This is a genomic window from Nocardioides sp. SYSU D00038, from assembly GCF_016924665.1.
Taxonomy (GTDB): Bacteria; Actinomycetota; Actinomycetes; order Propionibacteriales; family Nocardioidaceae; genus Nocardioides.
The window spans coordinates 419,644-439,021 of sequence record NZ_JAFFJT010000007.1 but is presented as its reverse complement, the minus strand read 5'-3'; the positions used below and the strand labels follow the sequence as shown (position 1 = coordinate 439,021).

The following is a 19,378-nucleotide window of genomic DNA, read 5'->3' as shown; positions in this document are numbered from 1 at the left end:
TCCACCTCGGGCGGCGAGACATCACCAGGTCCACCCGGACCCGCACCACAAGAGGAGTACACCGGAATGAAGATCCGTCGTTGGGCGGCCGCGGCTGCGGTCGGCACCCTCGCGCTCGCCATCAGCGCCTGTGGCTCGGACGACAGCTCGTCGGGCGGGAGCGGAGGCGGCGACGAGCCGTACATCGCCATCGTCTCGAAGGGCTTCCAGCACCAGTTCTGGCAGGCCGTCAAGGAGGGCGCCGAGCAGGAGGCCGAGCGCCAGGACGTCCGCATCACCTTCGAGGGGCCGGCGGCCGAGACCGAGGTGGAGGAGCAGATCACCATGCTCACCAACGCCCTGGCCAAGAAGCCGGATGCCATCGGGTTCGCCGCGCTCGACAGCCAGGCCGCAGCCCCGCTGCTGGAGCAGGCCCAGCAGGAGGACATCCCCGTGATCGCGTTCGACTCGGGCGTGGAGAGCGACATCCCCGTCACCACGGCGGCGACCGACAACCTCGCCGCCGCCGCCGAGGCGGCGAAGCACATGAGCGAGCTCATCGGCGGATCCGGCAAGGTTGCGATGATCGTGCACGACCAGACCAGCCTCACCGGTCAGCAGCGTCGGGACGGTTTCGTGCAGTGGATGGAGGAGAACGCTCCTGACGTCGAGCTGCTCCCGGTCCAGTACGGCGAGGGCGACCAGGCGAAGTCGGCCGACATCGCCAAGTCCTTCCTGGCCGCCAACCCCGACCTCAAGGGCATCTACGGCGCCAACGAGGGCTCGGCCATCGGCGCGGTCAAGGGCGTGGAAGAGGCCGGTGCCGAGGGCGTGACCGTCGTCGGCTTCGACTCGGGCCAGGCCCAGATCGACGCCATCACCTCCGGTGTCGAGGCCGGCGCCATCACCCAGAACCCGGTGGGCATGGGCGAGGAGCTCGTCAAGGCGGCGGTGGCCGCGATCGACGGGGAGGAGCTGCCGGAGAGCATCGACACCGGCTTCTACTGGTACGACAAGAGCAACATCGACGACCCGGAGATCCAGGCCGTCCTCTACAACTGACGGTCCGCCGCCGCGGCGGCCGACCGCACCAGACCGTGCCGGGTCGGGAAGCGCGCTCCTCCCGACCCGGCACGCCTGTCTCCCCGCCCTCGAGCCCCGGAGGTCCCGTGCGCGTCGCGCTCCTCGTCACGTGTCTCAACGACGCCCTGCGCCCCGGCACCGGGCAGGCGGTGGTGTCCCTGCTGCGCCGCCTCGGGGTGGACGTGGACTTCCCCCTGGCCCAGACCTGCTGCGGCCAGCCCCTGGTGAACACCGGCTACCTCGACGAGGCCGTCCCGTTGGTGAGGTCCTTCGTCCGGACCTTCGAGAGTCACGACGCGGTCGTGGTCCCCTCCGGGTCGTGCGCAGGTTCGGTGCGCCACCAGCACGCCCTCGTCGCGCGCCGGGCGGGGGATCCGGGACTGGCCACGGCGGTCGAGGAGGTCTCGTCGCGGGTCCACGAGCTGTCCGAGCTGCTCGTCGACGTGCTCGGCGTCACCGACGTGGGCGCCTACTACCCCCACACCGTCACCTACCACCCCACCTGCCACTCGCTGCGGATGCTGGGCGTGGGCGACCGGCCCCGGCGCCTGCTCGAGGCGGTGCGGGGGCTGAGGCTCGTCGACCTACCCGCGGCGGAGGAGTGCTGCGGCTTCGGCGGCACCTTCGCGCTGAAGAACGCCGACACCTCGGTGGCCATGGGCTTCGACAAGGTCAGGCACGTGCGAGGCACGGGTGCGGAGGTCCTGGTCGCGGGCGACACCTCGTGCCTGACGCACCTCGGCGGCATGCTGACCCGGCAGCGGGCCGGCGTGCGGGTCGCACACCTCGCCCAGGTCCTCGCCTCCACGGAGGGCGACGTGTGGGGGGAGCCGGCGTGACCGGCACCTTCGTGGGGATGCCGACGTTCCCCGTCGCCGCGCGTCGGGCCCTCGGTGACGCGCAGCTCAGGCACAACCTGGGTCAGGCCACCGCGACCATCCGAGCGAAGCGGCAGCGGCTGGTCGAGGAGGTCGATGCCGCCGTTCCCACCTCGGCCGCGGACCCGCAGGGTCTGGGCGGGTGGGAGGCGCTGAGACGTGCAGGCGCAGCCGTCAAGGAGGCCGCCCTCCGGTCGCTCCCCGAGCACCTGGAGCGGCTCGAGGCCGAGCTCGTCGCCAACGGCGCCACCGTGCACTGGGCCCGCGACGCCGCGGAGGCTTGTTCGGTCGTGGCTGCGGTGGCGCGAGCCCACGGGGTGCGCGAGGTGGTCAAGGTCAAGTCGATGGTCACCCAGGAGATCGGGCTCAACGAGGCGCTCGAGGCCGAGGGGGTCGCGGCCTGGGAGACCGACCTCGCCGAGCTCATCGTGCAGCTCGACGAGGACCTTCCCTCCCACATCCTGGTGCCCGCGATCCACCGCAACCGGGCCGAGGTCCGGGAGATCTTCCTCCGTCGGATGAAGGAGGTCGGCCGCGCCGCTCCCGACGGGCTCGGTGACGAGCCCGCGGCCCTGGCCGCCGCGGCCCGCAGCCACCTCCGGGAGAAGTTCCTGAGCGCCCGGATGGCGGTCTCCGGCGCCAACTTCGCGGTCGCCGAGACCGGAACCCTGGTCGTGGTCGAGTCCGAGGGCAACGGACGGATGTGCCTGACCCTCCCCGAGGTGCTGGTGTCGGTCGTGGGCATCGAGAAGGTGGTGCCCACCTGGGAGCAGCTCGACCCCATGCTGCGGCTGCTGCCACGGTCGTCGACCGGTGAGCGGATGAACCCCTACACGTCGACCTGGTCGGGCACCGCAGCGGGCGACGGACCCGGGGAGGTGCACGTGGTCCTGCTCGACAACGGGCGGACCCGCGCCCTCGCCGACGAGGTGGGTCGTCAGGCGTTGCGGTGCATCCGCTGCTCGGCCTGCCTCAACGTCTGCCCGGTCTACGAGCGGACGGGTGGCCACGCCTACGGATCGGTCTACCCGGGTCCGATCGGCGCGATCCTGAACCCGCTGCTGAACGGCGTCGGTCACGACGACCAGGTGGACTCGCTGCCCTACGCCTCGACCCTCTGCGGTGCCTGCTTCGAGGTCTGTCCCGTGCGGATCGACATCCCCTCGGTGCTGGTCGACCAGCGTGCCCAGGTGGTCGACGCGCACCGTGGACGGAGGCGCTCCGGGGAGGCGGTGGTGATGAGGCTGGCCGCAGCGACGCTCGCCGACGAGGGCCGGCTCGGGTTCGCGGAGCGGTTCACCGGTGTCGGCCTCCGAGCGGCCCGACGCGGCGCGGGCTGGCCCGGTCTGCGCCGGTGGACCGGTGCCCGCGACCTGCCCCGGCCCCCGAGGGAGTCGTTCCGCGCCTGGTGGCGCCGCACCGGGGGAGGCACCCGGTGAGCGCCCGCGAGGAGGTGCTCGCTGCCGTGCGGGCCGCCCTGGTCGGGGTGGTGCCGGCTCCGGACCCGCCCCGCGCTCCGCAGGTGCGGCCGCCCCGTGACGTCGTGGCGCACTTCGCCGAACGCGTCGCGGACTACCGGGCCGTGGTCGAGCGCTGCGCACGGGACGAGCTCGAGGCGCGGGTCGCCGCCGCCCTGGCTCCGGCGTCCACCGTCGTCGTCCCCCCGGGGCTGGACCTCGCGGTCGCCGGCGCGGTCGAGGACGCCGGTCTGGCAGCGCGCGAGCTGGAGGAGTTCGAGGCGGTCGTGACCCGGGCGCGGGTGGGCATCGCCGAGACCGGCACGATCGTGCTCGACCACGGTCCGGGCCAGGGGCGTCGGGCCCTGACCCTGGTGCCGGACCGGCACGTGTGCGTCGTGGCTGCCGGTCAGGTGGTGCTCGACGTCGCGGACGCCCTGGCCGTGCTCGACCCGCGGCGGCCGCAGACCTGGGTGAGCGGACCCTCCGCCACCAGCGACATCGAGCTGGAGCGGGTGGAGGGCGTGCACGGGCCCCGGACGCTGCACGTCATCGTCGTGGACGATGCCCAGCCGCTCGATTGACCCCAAACACCCGATGTCTCGGGCAGTCAGGTGCCACCCGTCCGCAACTCGAAAGCCGGCAAGAGTCAGACATTCTCGCTCACCAGTGGAGAAATCACCGGTGTGATGGTTGTCACGCCTTTCGACGTCGCCTAGGGTCTGCGGCACAGACATCCGACCAACGTTCCGGGTTGAGCGCGCAGCGTGGAACGATCGAGCAGATTGCGAGCAGATCCGTGAGATCTCACCGTTCCGCGGGCGTGACCGGCGCCCGTACCGCGCGCTGGCTGGCCGGCGTGGTTGCGGTCGGGCTGGGGGCGAGCGCCGTCGGTGCGGTCGCCGTCGCCCCGGCGACCGCCCGTCCGTCAACGGTCGCCGCCTCGGGGCCGGCCGCCGCCGAGCAGGTCGCGGAGGGCGCCGACCCGCTCACCCTGTGGTACGACGAGCCCGCGACCGACTGGGAGAGCGAGTCGCTGCCGATCGGCAGCGGCGCTCTCGGCGCGTCGGTCTTCGGCAGCCTCGGCACCGAGAAGCTGACCCTCAACGAGAAGTCGCTGTGGACCGGCGGTCCCGGCTCGCCGGGCTACGACTTCGGCAACTGGACGACCCCGCGTCCCGGTGCGATCGAGGAGGTCCAGCAGAAGATCGAGGACGAGGAGCAGGTCTCGCCGGAGTACGTCGCCGGCGTCCTCGGCCAGCCCAAGACCGGGTTCGGCTCCTACCAGGTCTTCGCCGACCTCGCGCTCGAGGGGCTGCCCGCCACGAACCCGTCGGACTACCGGCGCTACCTCGACATCGAGGACGCCGTCGCGGGCGTGGAGTACCGGAGCGCCGGCGTCACCTACTCCCGCGAGTACCTCGCCTCCGCGGCGGACGGCGTCATCGCGGCCAGGCTCGAGGCCGACCAGGCGGGCCGGATCGGCTTCACCGCACGCCTGACCGCACCTGGCAACCGCACCAAGGTGGCGACCGCCGACGACGGCCGGATCACCTTCAAGGGCGCGCTCCACGACAACGGCATGAGGTACGAGGGCCAGCTCCAGGTCGTGGCCCAGGGCGGCACCGTCACCGACAACGCCGACGGCTCGGTCACGGTTGCGGGCGCCGACTCGGTGGACCTGGTCCTGTCGGCCGGCACGGACTACGCGTTCGACTACCCGACCTATCGCGGCACCGACCCGCACGCCGCGGTGACCCAACGGGTCGACGCCGCTGTCGCGGCCGGTTACGAGACGGTCCGGCAGCGCCACGTCGAGGACCACCACGGTCTGTTCTCGCGCGTGGACCTCGACCTCGAGCAGGTCATGCCCGACCAGCCCACCGACGACCTGCGCGGGGCCTACGCCGCCGGGACGCTCGAGCCCGCCGCCGCGCGGGCGCTGGAGGCGCTGTTCTTCCAGTACGGGCGGTACCTGCTCATCGGGTCCTCGCGGCCCGGGTCCCTGCCGGCGAACCTCCAGGGAGTGTGGAACAACTCGACCTCCCCGCCCTGGTCGGCCGACTACCACGTCAACATCAACCTGCAGATGAACTACTGGCCGGCCGAGGTCACCAACCTCAGCGAGACCACCGAGCCCTTCTTCGACTACGTCGACGCGATGGTCCCCGCGGGCGAGGTGTCGGCCAGCGAGATCTTCGGCAACCGGGGCTGGACGGTCGGCAACGAGACCAACCCGTTCGGGTTCACCGGCCTGCACAACTGGGCGACGTCGTTCTGGTTCCCGGAGGCCGGCGCATGGCTCGCCCGCCACTACTGGGAGCACTACGAGTTCACCCGCGACGAGGCGTTCCTCCAGGACCGCGCCTACCCGGTGATGAAGGCGCTGTCGCAGTTCTGGATCGACGAGCTCGTGACCGACCCCCGCGACGGCAAGCTCGTGGTGAGCCCGAGCTTCTCGCCCGAGCAGGGTCCGTTCTCGGCGGGCGCGTCGATGTCGCAGCAGATCGTGTGGGACCTGTTCACCAACACCACCGAGGCCGCTGCCCTCGTCGGTGACGACGACGCAGCCTTCACGCAGGAGCTCTCCGAGAGTCTCGCCGACCTCGACCCCGGGCTGCGCGTCGGTGAGTGGGGCCAGCTCCAGGAGTGGAAGGAGGACTGGGACGACCCGGGCAACGAGCACCGGCACGTCTCCCACCTCTACGCGCTCCACCCGGGCAACCAGATCCAGCCCGGTCGCGACGACGAGCTGCTCGACGCCGCCCGGGTGTCCCTCGAGGCCCGGGGTGACGGAGGCACCGGCTGGAGCAAGGCGTGGAAGATCAACTTCTGGGCCCGGCTGCTCGACGGCGACCACAGCCACAAGATGCTCAGCGAGCTGCTCAAGGGCAGCGTCCTGGACAACCTCTGGGACACGCACCCGCCGTTCCAGATCGACGGGAACTTCGGCGCCACCTCCGGCATCGCCGAGATGCTGCTCCAGAGCCAGCGGGGGGTGATCGACGTGCTTCCCGCGCTGCCCAGTGCCTGGGTCGACGGCTCGGTGACGGGCCTCAAGGCGCGCGGCGACGTGACGGTCGACGTCGAGTGGCAGGCCGGCCGCGCTGCCGAGGTGCGCCTGGCGCCTGCGCACGACGGTCCGCTGCGGGTGGCCAGCGCCTCGTTCGCCGGTCCGGTCACCGTGCGTGACGGGGACGGCACGGCGGTGGAGTTCGACCGCGACGGCACCGAGCTGCAGATCGACGCGGAGGCGGGGGAGGAGTACGTCGTCAGCCAGCTCGTGACGATGGCGCTGTCGGCGCCCGCGACGATCGAGGCCGACGTCCCGTTCCTCGTCGACGTGACCCTCGCCACCACGACGGAGCCGGTGGCCGCCAGCACCCTGGAGCTGGACGTGCCCGACGGCTGGTCGGTGGATCCCGGGTCGGTCGACGTGCCCGCCCTGGCGGCGGGCGAGGAGCGGACCGTGACCTTCGAGGTCGTCGGCGAGCCCACCGCGACCGGAACCGGCCGGCTCGAGGCGCTGTGGACCGGGGACGACTGGACGCTCAGCGGCGTGGCCTCGGTGTCGACGGGCGCACTGCTCCCGTGCCCGGCGGGTCCGGACGTCGGGCCGCTGGTGGCCTGGGACCCCACGTCCGGCCCGACGGTGGTCGACGACTCCGTCCACGGCCGCGACGCCACCTTCGGTGGACAGGAGCCGGCCTACGCCGGAGAGGGCCCGACCGGCACCGCCGCGGTGCTCAACGGCGGCTGGCTCAGCGCCGGTGCGACCTCGATGGGCTACCTGCCGGCGGCCACCTTCGCGACCGAGGTCAAGGTCGCCGGTCCCGGCAGCTACCGACGGATCTGGGACTGGAAGACCGGCTCGGGCGGCGACGAGGACGGGGTCATCATCGACCTCACCCCCAGCGGCAGCATGAGGCTGATCACCGCCGGGCAGAACACCGGCATCAACTACACGCTGCCCGTCGGCACCTGGGTCGACCTGGTGGTCACCATCACCGAGACCGGTGTGGTCGACGTCTACGTCGACGGCACCAGGGTCGCGGGCGCGACGCTCAGCGGTCGTGGTGTCAACGGCTGCGCCGAGGGTGCGACCCTGCGCCTGGGTGCGGACCAGGGTGGCGGCCAGAAGATCGCGGCCTCGTTCGACCGGGCCGCGGTCTTCGCCCGGGCCCTGTCCGCCGCCGACGTCGCCCAGTGGGAGAGCCTCGCGTTCGACCCGCCCGCCGCGGCGGAGGTGACGGCGACGGTCGAGGGGGCTCGCGCCAAGGGCTGGTGGGGTCCTGACGTGCAGCTCACCCTCCACACCCTGGCGACCGAGGACGTCGTCACCGAGTGGCGAGCCGGGGAGGGGCCGTGGGTGGCGTACCTCCAGCCCGTCTCCCTGCCGCACGGGCAGTACGACGTCGGCTACCGCGTGCGCACGGGCGACACCGTGCTCGACGAGGGCTCCCGACCGGTCCGGGTCGACCGCGACGCCCCCGCCGTCCAGGCGGGGCTGGCGGGTCGGACCGTGACGATCCAGGCCACCGACGGGGGATCCGGCGTCGCGACGGTGGAGTACGCCGTCGACGGAGGCGCCTGGACGGCGTACTCGGGCCCGGTGACGCTGGACGATGAGGCCCACGTCGTCACCTACCGCGCCGCGGATGCCCTCGGCAACGCCTCGGCGGTGCACGAGCTGGTGGTCGGTGCCACGGGCCCGGCGGCGGCGCCGGTCAACCTCGCCCGGCCCTCGATGACCGGGTCGGCGGTGGTGGGTCGGACGCTCAGCGCCCGCCCCGGCACCTGGAACCTGGCCGGCGTGGGCTTCGCCTACCAGTGGCTCCGCAACGGTGCGGCCGTCCCGGGGGCCACCACGGCACGCTACGCGGTGCGAGGCGCCGACGTGGGGACGCGATTGTCCGTGCGCGTGACCGCCACCAAGCCCGGGCACGCCGCGGGGACCGCCCTCGCGGCCCCCACCGCTCGGGTGCGCCGCGCCCCCAGCACCACCGCCGCGACCGTGCGGCCGGGGTCGGTGCGCCGCGGGGGCACGGTGACCGTCCGGGTGCGGGTCCGGGCGCAGGGCGTCCCCGTCGCGGGCCGGGTGCGGATCCTGGTGCGCGGCAAGCCGGTGGCCCTGGTCAAGGTCCGGGGCGGGCGGGCCACGGTCGTCGTGCGCGTGGCCGGGCGTGGCCCGGCCAAGGTCCGCGCCGTCTACACCGGCAGCAGCTCGGTCGCCCCCAGCCGGGACGCTGCCTGGGTGCGCGTGCGCTAGCCGTACGCCGCTCTCGGGGAGGGGCCACCGACGACGTTCGGTGGCCCCTTCCCGCGTCTCCCCCGGATCGGGGATCGTTGCCGGTTCGCGCCCGGGTGTCGGCGACGGCGGTGATAATGGTGCGCGTCATGGGGATCAAGTCGACGCTCGACGGCGTCCGCCACTCCTGGTTCGGCCGCGCGCTGCGGTTCCGGCCGGTGGCGGTGGTGCTCGCGGTGCTCTTCGTGTTCGCGACCGCCAGCGCCACGGCCGACGCGCCGTCGGGCGACGTGGTCTACGGCAAGCTCAAGGGCCAGGACGTCCGGCTCTCGATCCCGGCGACCGCCCACCCCAAGGGCATCGCGATCTTCTTCCACGGCCAGACCGGCGGTGTCGACAACCGGATGGACGAGCCCTGGCTGCAGGCCCTGCTGCGCAGCGGCTGGATCATCGGTTCCTCCGACTTCCACACCGCCTCGTGGGGCAACGCCGCCTCCACCGACGACACGGTCCAGCTGGTGCGGTGGGCCGAGGAGCAGACCGGCCACCGGGTGAAGCTGTTCGTCTCCGGCTCGATGGGCGCGAGCGTCTCGCTCAACGCGATGGCCCACGGCGTGAAGGCCCCGAGGTGCTGGTACGGCGTCAAGCCGGCCGTGGACCTCACCACGATGGGCAACGTCCCCGGCGCCAACCGGATCATCTCCGAGGCCTACGGCGGCCAGCCGGTGCCGGCCGACCGCAACCCGGTCGAGAACATCGGGAGCTACTCCACCGACACCGTCTACCGGATGGTGTCGTCGTTCCAGGACACCTGGGTGCCGCGCACCACCAACGCCGGTCGGCTCGCCGAGGGCCTGGCCGCGCGCGGCGCCGAGGTCTCGATCCTCGACGTCGTCGGCGGCCACGACGACCCGTCGCACTTCAACGCGACCGACCTGGTCACCTTCGGCAGCCGCTGCGCCTGACCCCGGGCGCCGGGTCCACGGCGGCTCAGCCCGCCAGCGACGAGGACGAGACGAACCGGTCGACCTCGATCCGCAGGGCCACCCGGGTCGGGTTGGGGCGGGGCTGGCGGTAGCGACCGGCGTACATCTCCACGGCGCGCTCGACGGCGGCCGCACCGAACACGACCACACCGCGGCCCTCGAGGGTGGACCAGCGGGCGCCGTCGACCTGGCAGGCGGCGACCGGCGACTCCTCGGCCAGGTTGCGGGCCTTGCGCGACGTGGCGTTGGTGATCACCCAGGCGCACTTCTCCTCGTGGTCGACCGCGACGCCCACCGGGACGGCGTGCGGGCGGCCGTCGGGCAGCAGCGTGGTGAGCACGCAGAGGTGCCGCTCGGTCCAGAAGTCCAGCAGCGGCTGGGGGAACGATCCCCAACCGGGGCGCCAGGTGCTCATGCGCCCACTGTAGGGCTGGGCCCGCAGGCGCGCGGACGGTTCAGATCCACCGGCTGAACCAGATCCGGTCGCGCCACTCGTCGTAGGTGAGCAGCTCGTGGGTGAAGATCGGCCAGAACCACGCGAAGTTCAGCAGCACCACCACCACGAAGGACCCGCTCAGCACCACCCCGGCGGTCCGGCGGACACTGCCGGGGGGCCCGGTGCCGATCAGCCGCCCCATGGCGAGCACGATCGCCAGCACGACGAAGGGCAGACAGTTGACGGCGTAGAACAGGAAGATCGGCCGGTCGTCGTAGAGCAGCCAGGGCAGCCAGGTGGCGGCGACCCCGACGACCGCGACCCCGAACCGCCAGTCGCGGGCCCCCACCCAGACCACCAGCGCCAGCACCAGCGCCAGGCAGCCGCCCCACCACAGCGCCGGGGTGCCGATCAGCAGCACCTGCCGGATGCACGAGCTGTCGGCCGGCGCCTGGCAGCCGCGGGTGCCGGGCTCGATGTCGGTGTCGGCCGCGACGCCCACCGGCCGGTTCAGGAGCAACCAGCCCGACGGCTTCGAGGCGTAGGTGTGGCTGCTGCAGTTCAGATAGTGGGCGTGGAAGGTGTAGACGTCCTGGTGGTAGTTCCACAGCGAGTGCAGCGACTGGCGCAGCTCGCCCAGCCCCGAGGCGTCCGCCTCGGTCGCGGCCGGCCACCGGTCGTCGTCGAGCAGGGCGTCGTCGTCGCAGGTCTTCCCCTCGGCCACGAAGCGGGTGTACTGCGAGGAGGCGAGGTGCTCCTCGTACTCGTCGGCGTGCACGAGCCACCCGGTCCACGAGGCGACGTAGACCACCGCCGCCACCGCGACGAGGTGCACGAACGCCGGCACCCCGTCGAGGAACGCCGACTTCACGACCGCCCAGCGGACCCCGAAGCTGCGCCGCGCGCCCGCGCTCCACAGCCAGACCAGCAGCCCGAACGCCGCCAGCACCAGCGCCGAGGACCACTTGGTGCCGATCGCCAGCCCCCACACCACCCCACCCACCAGCAGCCAGGGGCGGAACCAGACCACCGGCCCGGCGGCGTACTCGTCGGTCTCCTGGGTGGGCATCAGCCCGGCGAGCCGGGCCCGGAACCAGTCGCGGTCGTTGACGATGCAGGCGACCCCGCAGAGCATGAAGAACGCCTGGAAGATGTCGAGCAACGCCAGCCGCGACAGCACGAACTGCAGCCCGTCGAGGCTGAGCAGCAGCCCTGCGACCAGCCCGAGCATCGTCGAGCCGGTGAGCCGGCGCGCGAGGCGACACATCACCAGCACCATGAGCGCCCCGATGACGGCCGCGGAGACCCGCCACCCGAACGGGTCCATCCCGAACAGCTTCTCGCCGGCCGCGATCATCCACTTGCCGACCTCGGGGTGGACCACCATCGAGGGGTCGCCGGTCCACAGCCCGTCGGTCTGCCCGTCGAGGATCTTGTCGTTGGCGTCGCCGACGTAGCCCTGCACGTAGCCGTGGTGGAGCAGCGACCAGGCGTCCTTGGCGTAGTAGGTCTCGTCGAACTCGAACTCCTTGGGGGAGCCGAGGTTCCACAGCCGCAGGAACAGTGCGAGCAGGGTCAGCCCGATCGCCGCGCTCCACGCGACCACCGGGTCCTCCAGCCGGTCCAGCCGCCCCCGCGCCCGCTGCCACGCCGTCGGCCGCCCGTCGACCGCCACCAGCTCCGGTGCCTGCTCCGGGGCGGTCGTCGTCACGGGGCGATGCTACGGGCGGCCGGCGCGTGGCGCTGGTCGAGGTGCGAAGGCCGCTGGGCCTGAGCCTCGAGACCCGGTGAGCCGAACGCTCTCCCGGTAGCGGGCGACTCCGCGGACGGGGCTCGGGGTGGGTGCTGACTGCGGGCCTGTGTGATCCGGCCGCGGTGGTGACTGTGGGGTGGGGGTGGGTGCGGGGTGCCGCGCGTGGTGGGCACTGCGGCTGCTGCGCGCCGGACGGCGTTCGGCACTCGTTGCCGTGTCGCCGGACTCTGCCCTGCGGTGCCCTGGCGTTCGTGTCGGCGCCACGCCGCCGTCTACGTGCCGAACGCAGCCCGTCGCTCCGCCGCCTCCGTGCCGCGCGGCATCCCGGTGTGCGGTGGTCGAGGTGCGAAGGCCGCTGGGCCTGAGCCTCGAGACCCGGTGAGCCGGGAGCCCTCCGGCGGCCACCGGAGGTCGACCAGCGAGCGCCAGCGAGCGTCGTCGAGACCCGGTGAGCCGAACGCTCTCCCGGTAGCGGGCGACTCCGCGGACGGGGCTCGGGCGGGTGCTGACTGCAGGTTGGTGTGATCCGGGCGGGGTGCTGACTGTTGGTGGGGTGTGGGTGCGGGGTGCCGCGCGTGGTGGGGCACTGCGGCTGCTGCGCGCCGGACGTCGTTCGGCACTCGTTGCCGTGTCGCCGGACTCTGCCCTGCCGTTCCCCAGGTTCGCTGCGGCGCCACGCCGCCGTTGACGTGCCGAACGACGCCCCTCGCTCCGCCGCCTCCGTGCCGTGCGACGCGGCACGCCGGCGTGCGGTGGTCGAGGTGCGAAGGCCGCCAGGCCTGAGCCTCGAGACCCGGTGAGCCGAACGCCCTCCCGCTCGCGGGGACTCCGCGGACGGTGCTCGGGCGGGGGCTGACTCCGGGTGGTGTGATCCAGCGGGCGGGTGGCTGTGGGTGGTGTGGGTGCGGGGTGCCGCGCGTGGGGGCACTGCGGCTGCTGCGCGCCGGACGTCGTTCGGCACTCGTTGCCGTGTCGCCGGACTCTGCCCTGCGGTTCCCCGGCGTTCGTCTCGGCGCCACGCCGCCGTTGACGTGCCGAACGCCGCCCGTCGCTCCGCCGCCTCCGTGCCGAATGGCGCGGCACCCGGCGTGCGGTGGTCGAGGTGCGAAGGCCGCTAGGCCTGAGCCTCGAGACCCGGTGAGCCGAGAGCCCTCCCGTTCCCACCGGAGGGCGCTCGGGTGCGGGGTTTCGAGACAGTCGCTAGCGCGACTTCCTCAACCAGCGGTGGGTGAGCGATCCGGGGTTCGCCGAGCCGGCGCTCATCAACGCCGGGTCGGCGAACGGCGAGCGCCCCTGGCGGGGGACGTGCGGCGCCCGGGTGCCGGGCTCGACGGACGCTCCTCGCTGGGGCTCGTCGCTGCTCGACCACCGGTCCCGCCCACCGCTGGTTGAGGAGGGACGAGGTCCCTCACTCGTTACCCGGTGAGCCGAACGCCCTCCCGTTCCCAGCGGAGGGCGCTCGGGTGCGGGGGTTTCGAGGCTCGCTTCGCTCGCACCTCAACCAGCGCCGGGTACCGGAGGGCGTTCGGGCGGCGGGGGTTTCGGGACAGTCGCTAGCGCGACTTCCTCGACCAGCGGTGGGTGCGCGATCCGGGGTTCGCCGAGCCGTCGCTCATCAACGCCGGGTCGGCGAAACGCGAGCCAGGGTTCGCCACCGCCCACGGCGGTGCGACCGGCGGGCTGCGATGATCGGCGGGTGACCGGAACCCTGGTGCTGGCGGCGACGCCGATCGGACGGGTCGAGGACGCCCCGGCCAGGCTGGCGAGCGAGCTGGCGGGCGCCGACGTGGTGGCGGCGGAGGACACCCGGCGGCTGCGGCGGCTCACCGGGGAGCTGGGTGTGACGATCGGCGGGCGGGTCGTGTCGTACTTCGAGGGCAACGAGACCGCCCGGACGCCGGCGCTGCTCGAGGCGCTGGAGGCGGGGGAGCGGGTGCTGCTCGTGACCGACGCCGGGATGCCGAGCGTCTCCGACCCCGGCTACCGGCTGGTCGCGGCTGCGGTCGAGGCCGGGATCCGGGTGACGGCGGTGCCCGGGCCGAGCGCGGTGCTGACCGCGCTCGCGGTCTCGGGGCTGCCGGTCGACCGGTTCTGCTTCGAGGGGTTCCTGCCGCGCAAGGCCGGCGAGCGGGCGCGGCGGCTGTCCGCCCTGGCCGCCGAGGAGCGCACCCTGGTCTTCTTCGAGGCGCCCCACCGCACCGAGGCGGCCCTGGCGGCGATGGCCGAGGCGTGGGGCGGCGACCGCGCGGCGGCGGTGTGCCGCGAGCTGACCAAGACCCACGAGGAGGTACGACGGGGGCCGCTGGCGGAGCTCGTCGCGTGGGCCGCCGACGGGGTGCGCGGCGAGGTCACGATCGTCGTGGCCGGCGCGGTCGCAACCGCCCGGGTCGGCGACGACCCCGAGAGCCTGCGGGCCGCGGTGGCCCGCTTGGAAGGAGACGGCATGCCCCGCAAGGAAGCGATCGTCGAGGTGGCCCGCCTGGCGGGCGTGCCGAAGCGCGAGGTCTACAACCTGGTGCACGCCTCATGACCGCGGCGAGGCTGACGGCGTACTCCCACGACGGGCTGACCTTCGACGTCCTCGACGACGGCCCGCTCGACGGCGACCCCGTGGTGCTCCTGCACGGCTGGCCGGAGCGGGCCACCACCTGGCGCTCCGTTGCGCCGTTGCTGCACGCCCGCGGGCTGCGCACCTACGCCCCCGACCAGCGCGGCTACTCGCCGGGTGCCCGCCCGCTGGGCCGCTGGCACTACCGGATCGGCCGGCTCACTGCCGACGTCGTGGCGCTGGTCGAGGAGATCGGCCGCCCGGTCCACCTGGTGGGTCACGACTGGGGCTCGATCGTCGGCTGGCACCTGGCCGCCACCCGGCCCGACCTGGTGCGCAGCTGGACGGCCGTCTCGGTGCCCCACCCGCGCGCGTTCGTGCGGGCGGCGGTGACCTCGAGCCAAGGCTTGAAGTCCTGGTACATGGGGTTGTTCCAGGTGCCGCTCCTGGTCGACCTGGTGGGGCGGTTCGCGCCCACGCTGCTGCTGCGCGCGCTGCGCGAGGGCGGCATGACCGAGGAGGAGGTACGGCGCTGCCGCGCCGAGATCCTCGACTACGGCGCCCTGCCGGGAGGGTTGGGCTGGTACCGCGCGCTGCCGTTCGCGGCCGGCGAGGTCGGCACCTCCGAGGTGTCGGTGCCGACGACGTTCGTGTGGAGCACCGAGGACGTCGCCCTGGCCCGGCGGGGCGCGGAGCTCACTGCGCAGCACGTGACTGGGCCCTACGAGTTCGTCGAGCTCGAGGGGGTCAGCCACTGGGTGCCGACCCAGGCCCCGGAGGCGCTCGCCGAGGCGGTGCTCCGCCGGATCGACAGCGTGGGCGCGGCCCGGTGACCGCGCCGGACCCCTCCGGCGGCCCCACCCGCCGCCGCGCCGCCACCGAGGAGCGGTCGGGGGCACGCCGCGACCGCGAGCGGCCCCCGAGCCCGGAGCCGCTGCCGCACCCGGTGGTCGACAACCACTGCCACCTCGACATCGCCGACGGCCCCGACGAGGGCGACTGGCTCGGCGTCGAGGCCGCGCTGGAGGCATCCACCGCGGTGGGGGTGCCGCGGATCGTCCAGATCGGCTGCGACCTGCCGGGCGCCCGCTGGGCGGTGCGGGCCGCCGCCGAGCACCCACCGCTGGTCGCCGGCGTCGCGCTGCACCCCAACGAGGCGCCCCGGCTCGCCGAGCGCGGAGAGCTCGACGACGCGCTGGCCGAGATCGAGGCGCTGGCCCGGGCCCACGACAAGGTCCGGGCGGTCGGCGAGACCGGTCTCGACCACTTCCGCACCGGCGTGGAGGGGCGCGCGGCCCAGGTGGCGTCGTTCCGCCGCCACGTCGACCTGGCCAAGCGGCTCGACAAGACGCTGGTCATCCACGACCGCGACGCCCACGAGGAGGTGCTGCGGGTGCTCGACGAGGAGGGCGCGCCGGAGCGCTGGGTGATGCACTGCTTCTCCGGGGACGCCGACTTCGCGCGCCGCTGCCTCGACCGCGGCGCCTGGCTCAGCTTCGCCGGCACCGTCACGTTCAAGAACGCCCAGCCGCTGCGCGATGCGCTCGCCGTGGCGCCGCGCGACCGGGTGCTGGTCGAGACCGACGCGCCGTACCTGACCCCCACGCCCTACCGCGGCCGCCCCAACGCGTCGTACCTCGTGCCCCTGACGGTGCGGGCCATGGCGCAGGTGCGCGGCGACGACCTCGAGGAGCTGTGCGCGGCGATCGACGCCAACACCGAGGCGGCGTTCGGCGGTCCCTGGTAGCGGCGGCCCCTGGTAGCGGCCGGAGCCGGCCGCGGGTCGACCGCGTGTCGACGCTCACGGCGCCCAGCCGGGCTCGCCTGACCTCGGAGCGGCCCGGACGGGTCCGCATCCGCCGTGCCTGCCGATCGGGCTGAGGTCCTCCATGGGCCCGGTTAGTCACTTTCCATTCGGCAACAAAGTTTGTGGATCCGCCCTCTTCGACCCCACGATCGAGTTCAGCGATGGCAGCCCCGCGAAAGGAACTCCATGACTACCGAACCACCTCGCGCCGGGGTCGGCGGCGTCGACTCCGCCGAGCCGTTCGACTCCGGCGACCCGACCGTCGGTGACGCGCGGCAGCGCCGCACCATCCTGGTCGGGGTCTGCATCGCGCTGATGGCGGTCATCGCGTCGGTCACCGGCCTCAACGTCGCCCAGCCCGAGCTGGCCGTCGAGTTCGGCGCCTCCCAGAGCACGGTGCTGTGGTTCATCAACCTCTACACGATCAGCCTGGCTGCACTGCTGCTGCCGCTGGGCGCCCTCGGCGACCGGCTCGGCCGCAAGCCCGTGCTGGTCGTCGGCCTGACCCTCTTCGGTTGTGCGAACGTGGCAGCCGGGCTGGCCGTCTCCTCGGAGATGATGCTCGCCTCCCGGTTCGCCGCCGGAGTGGGAGCGGCGATGGTCATGCCGGTCACGCTCGCGGTCATCACCGCCACCTTCCCCGAGGAGGAGCGAGCCAAGGGCATCGGCGTGTGGACCGGTGTCGCCGGTGGTGGCGGCATGCTCGGCATGTACCTGTCGGCACTGCTCGTCGACGTGGCCACCTGGCGATGGCTCTTCGTCCTGCCGGTCGCGCTCGTCCTGGTCGCGCTCGCGATCACCCTGCGGTCGGTGCCCAACTCCCGCGAGCACACCGAGCACCGGTTCGACACCACCGGTTCGGTCACCTCGGTCCTCGCCGTGCTCGGACTGGTCTACGCCCTCCACGAGGGCCCGGTGCACGGCTGGACCGAGCCGGCGACCCTCATCGGTCTGGCAGGGGGCATCCTCGCCCTCGCCGGCTTCGTCGTCTGGGAGCTGCGCCAGGTCGCACCGCTGCTCGACGTCCGGCTCTTCAAGGAGCGGCGCCTGGCCGGCGGATCGGTCGCCCTGCTGGGCGTCTTCGGTGTGCTGGCCGGGATCTTCGTGGTGCTGTTCCCGTTCTTTCAGGCGGTGCTCGGCTGGTCCGCGCTGCGGGCCACGCTGGGGATGATGCCCATGGCCCTGTTGATGATGCTCGCCTCCGGCCTGGCGCCTCACGTCGCTGGCCGCCTCGGAGCCCGGGCCACCATGGCCACCGGCATCTTCGTCGGCGGGGCGGGCCTCGCCCTGATGGCGAGCCTGGTGTCGGTCGACGGCGGGTACCTCTCGGTCCTCCCGGGCATGCTCGTGATGGGCGTGGGCATGGGCCTGTCCATGACGCCCTCGACGGAGGCGATCACGAGTGCGCTGCCGCGCGAGCGCCAAGGTGTCGCCTCCGCCCTCAACGACGTCACCCGTGAGCTCGGAACCGCCGTCGGCGTCGCCCTGCTCGGAGCGGTCCTGTCGGCGGGCTACCGGAGCTCGATCGACGCCCGGCTCGAGGGCGTCCCGGCGGGCGTGGCTGACACCGCACGCGAGGGCGTCGCCAACGCCGTCGCCGCTGCCGGCGCGCACCCTCAGGCGCAGGCGCTGGTACGCGCGGCCCAGGAGGCATTCGTCGAGGGGTGGCAGCACGCCATGTGGGCGGGAGCCGCGGTCATGGGTCTCCTGCTCGTCTACGTCGTCGCCCGCGGCCCACGGCCCGCCCCCCCGCCGACCGCTCCTGTCACCGAGACCGCCCCGTGACCCACCCGGACGCAACCCTGTCGCTGCCCGGGGTCGCTCCGGTGAGATAGCGCGCCTGGTCCATCGACGAGGTCCAGGAGCAGACGTTGAGGGCGCGCGGAGCGGTGCGAGGTGCGTCACACCGGGGGTCCTCGTTTTGGGGATCGGGGCGAGTGGCTGGTTCATTGGAACGCTGTTGGCCGGGCTCGGGTCCCGGAGTCGCGACGTTCGGAGAAGCAGTGCCCCTCAGTCCCACCGCACCACTCGCCCGTGCCACGGCGACCGTCCGCAGGGCCTTCGGTCGCCGGCCGGTGGCCGTCCTCGCCGGGGTCTCGCTGCTCGCGACCTCGATCGTGGTCGGGATGCTGACCTACGCGACGGTCGCCACGACGGTCTCGCTGACCGTCGACGGGGACACCCGCCAGGTGCAGGCGGTCGGCGACACGGTCGGCGAGATGCTCGACGCGGAGGGCATCGAGATCGGGGCCCACGACCTCGTGGCGCCCGGCCTCGACGAGGAGGTCTCCGACGGCAGCGAGATCACCGTCCGGTTCGGCCGCCAGGTCGAGCTGACCGTCGACGGCGAGCAGCAGACCCATTGGGTCACCGCCTCCGACGTGTCCGGCGCCCTGGCCGAGATCGGTCGGCCGTTCGCCCGGGCCGAGCTCTCGGTCAACCGTGGCACCGAGATCGACCGTGGCGGCATCTCCCTCGACGTCGTGACCCCCAAGCGCCTCACCCTGCGCATCGCCGATCGCAAGCCGGTCACCCGCACCGTCACCGCCCTCACCGTGCGCGAGGCCCTCGACGAGCTCGGGGTCGACGTCGGCAGGCGCGACCGGGCCCGCCCCGGGCTCGACGCGCCGGTCGCCGACGGCGACCGCGTGGTCTTCACCGACATCCGCGTGGTGCGGCGCTCGGTGCGGGGCGAGCCGGTCGCCTTCCGCACCGTCGAGCGCGAGGACGACTCGATGTACGAGGGCGAGACCTCCGTCGTCCGTGAGGGCGTCACGGGCAAGCGCGACGTCACCTACCGGGTCGTCTACCGCAACGGCGAGGTCACCCGACGCACGGTGGTGCGCCAGCAGCTGCGGGTCCGCCCCCGGGCCGAGGTCGTCAGCGTCGGCACCAAGCCGCCCGTGGTCACCGGCGGCAGCGGCGTCTGGGACCGACTGGCCGGGTGCGAGTCCGGTGGCAACTGGTCGATCAACACCGGCAACGGCTACTACGGCGGGCTCCAGTTCTCGCTCGGCACCTGGCAGGCCTACGGCGGCACCGGGCTGCCCAGCGACCACAGCCGCGAGACCCAGATCGCGATCGCGACCAAGCTCCGCGACGCCTCCGGCGGCTACGGCGCCTGGCCCGGCTGCGCGGCCAAGCTCGGGCTGCCCACCTGACCCGACGCCGGGCGTCCGGTGCCGCGGGCACCGGTAGCGTTG

General features: G+C 73.3%; 13 protein-coding genes. 11 read left to right on the top strand and 2 right to left on the bottom strand.

What is annotated here, in order from left to right; translation table 11 throughout:
• Positions 1–66 precede the first annotated feature (66 nt).
• From JT721_RS04300 to JT721_RS04275, 6 genes are all read left to right on the top strand, one after another.
• Entirely contained in the window at positions 67–1,041 is a 975-nt protein-coding gene (locus tag JT721_RS04300) for an ABC transporter substrate-binding protein (protein ID WP_205471652.1), read from the top strand.
• Between the two features lie 107 nt (positions 1,042–1,148).
• Entirely contained in the window at positions 1,149–1,901 is a 753-nt protein-coding gene (locus JT721_RS04295) for a (Fe-S)-binding protein (protein WP_205471651.1), read from the top strand.
• Positions 1,898–3,379, top strand: coding sequence for a lactate utilization protein B (locus tag JT721_RS04290; RefSeq protein ID WP_307827878.1), 1,482 nt, complete (start codon positions 1,898–1,900; stop codon positions 3,377–3,379). The genes JT721_RS04295 and JT721_RS04290 overlap by 4 nt, the downstream gene beginning before the upstream one ends.
• Positions 3,376–3,981: an LUD domain-containing protein gene (locus JT721_RS04285; protein ID WP_205471650.1), complete on the top strand. Its 606-nt coding sequence runs from the start codon at positions 3,376–3,378 to the stop codon at positions 3,979–3,981. The genes JT721_RS04290 and JT721_RS04285 overlap by 4 nt, the downstream gene beginning before the upstream one ends.
• A 239-nt stretch (positions 3,982–4,220) precedes the next feature.
• Complete coding sequence (locus JT721_RS04280; protein ID WP_205471649.1) at positions 4,221–8,666, top strand: glycoside hydrolase N-terminal domain-containing protein; 4,446 nt, start codon at positions 4,221–4,223, stop codon at positions 8,664–8,666.
• A 128-nt stretch (positions 8,667–8,794) separates the two neighbouring features.
• The gene (locus JT721_RS04275) at positions 8,795–9,610 is read left to right on the top strand and encodes a hypothetical protein (RefSeq protein WP_205471648.1); all 816 of its coding nucleotides are present in this window, start codon (positions 8,795–8,797) and stop codon (positions 9,608–9,610) included.
• A 25-nt stretch (positions 9,611–9,635) separates the two neighbouring features.
• Here the strand turns inward: JT721_RS04275 and JT721_RS04270 are convergent, their stop codons facing one another.
• Together JT721_RS04270 and JT721_RS04265 are read right to left on the bottom strand one after the other, a co-directional pair.
• Complete coding sequence (locus tag JT721_RS04270) at positions 9,636–10,046, bottom strand: pyridoxamine 5'-phosphate oxidase family protein (protein WP_205471647.1); 411 nt, start codon at positions 10,044–10,046, stop codon at positions 9,636–9,638.
• A 40-nt stretch (positions 10,047–10,086) separates the two neighbouring features.
• Positions 10,087–11,778, bottom strand: coding sequence for a phospholipid carrier-dependent glycosyltransferase (locus JT721_RS04265; RefSeq protein ID WP_307827877.1), 1,692 nt, complete (start codon positions 11,776–11,778; stop codon positions 10,087–10,089).
• A gap of 1,738 nt (positions 11,779–13,516) precedes the next feature.
• Between JT721_RS04265 and rsmI the strand changes: the two genes are divergently transcribed.
• From rsmI to JT721_RS21235, 5 genes are all read left to right on the top strand, one after another.
• Positions 13,517–14,350 carry a 16S rRNA (cytidine(1402)-2'-O)-methyltransferase gene (gene rsmI, locus JT721_RS04260; RefSeq protein ID WP_205471646.1) on the top strand — a complete coding sequence of 278 codons (834 nt, stop codon included), beginning with the start codon at positions 13,517–13,519 and terminating at the stop codon, positions 14,348–14,350.
• The gene (locus JT721_RS04255; RefSeq protein WP_205471645.1) at positions 14,347–15,201 is read left to right on the top strand and encodes an alpha/beta fold hydrolase; all 855 of its coding nucleotides are present in this window, start codon (positions 14,347–14,349) and stop codon (positions 15,199–15,201) included. The genes rsmI and JT721_RS04255 overlap by 4 nt, the downstream gene beginning before the upstream one ends.
• Positions 15,198–16,115: a TatD family hydrolase gene (locus JT721_RS04250; protein ID WP_205471644.1), complete on the top strand. Its 918-nt coding sequence runs from the start codon at positions 15,198–15,200 to the stop codon at positions 16,113–16,115. The genes JT721_RS04255 and JT721_RS04250 overlap by 4 nt, the downstream gene beginning before the upstream one ends.
• A gap of 246 nt (positions 16,116–16,361) precedes the next feature.
• The gene (locus JT721_RS04245; protein WP_205471643.1) at positions 16,362–17,960 is read left to right on the top strand and encodes an MFS transporter; all 1,599 of its coding nucleotides are present in this window, start codon (positions 16,362–16,364) and stop codon (positions 17,958–17,960) included.
• Between the two features lie 290 nt (positions 17,961–18,250).
• Complete coding sequence (locus JT721_RS21235; protein ID WP_307827876.1) at positions 18,251–19,336, top strand: ubiquitin-like domain-containing protein; 1,086 nt, start codon at positions 18,251–18,253, stop codon at positions 19,334–19,336.
• The last annotated feature ends 42 nt before the right edge of the window (positions 19,337–19,378 follow it).

Coding starts and splice junctions, on each gene's coding strand:
- JT721_RS04300 (WP_205471652.1), top strand. CDS start 67: ATGAAGATCCGTCGTTGGGCGGCCGCGGCTGCGGTCGGCACCCTCGCG.
- JT721_RS04275 (WP_205471648.1), top strand. CDS start 8,795: ATGGGGATCAAGTCGACGCTCGACGGCGTCCGCCACTCCTGGTTCGGC.
- JT721_RS04270 (WP_205471647.1), bottom strand. CDS start 10,046: ATGAGCACCTGGCGCCCCGGTTGGGGATCGTTCCCCCAGCCGCTGCTG.
- JT721_RS04255 (WP_205471645.1), top strand. CDS start 14,347: ATGACCGCGGCGAGGCTGACGGCGTACTCCCACGACGGGCTGACCTTC.
- JT721_RS04245 (WP_205471643.1), top strand. CDS start 16,362: ATGACTACCGAACCACCTCGCGCCGGGGTCGGCGGCGTCGACTCCGCC.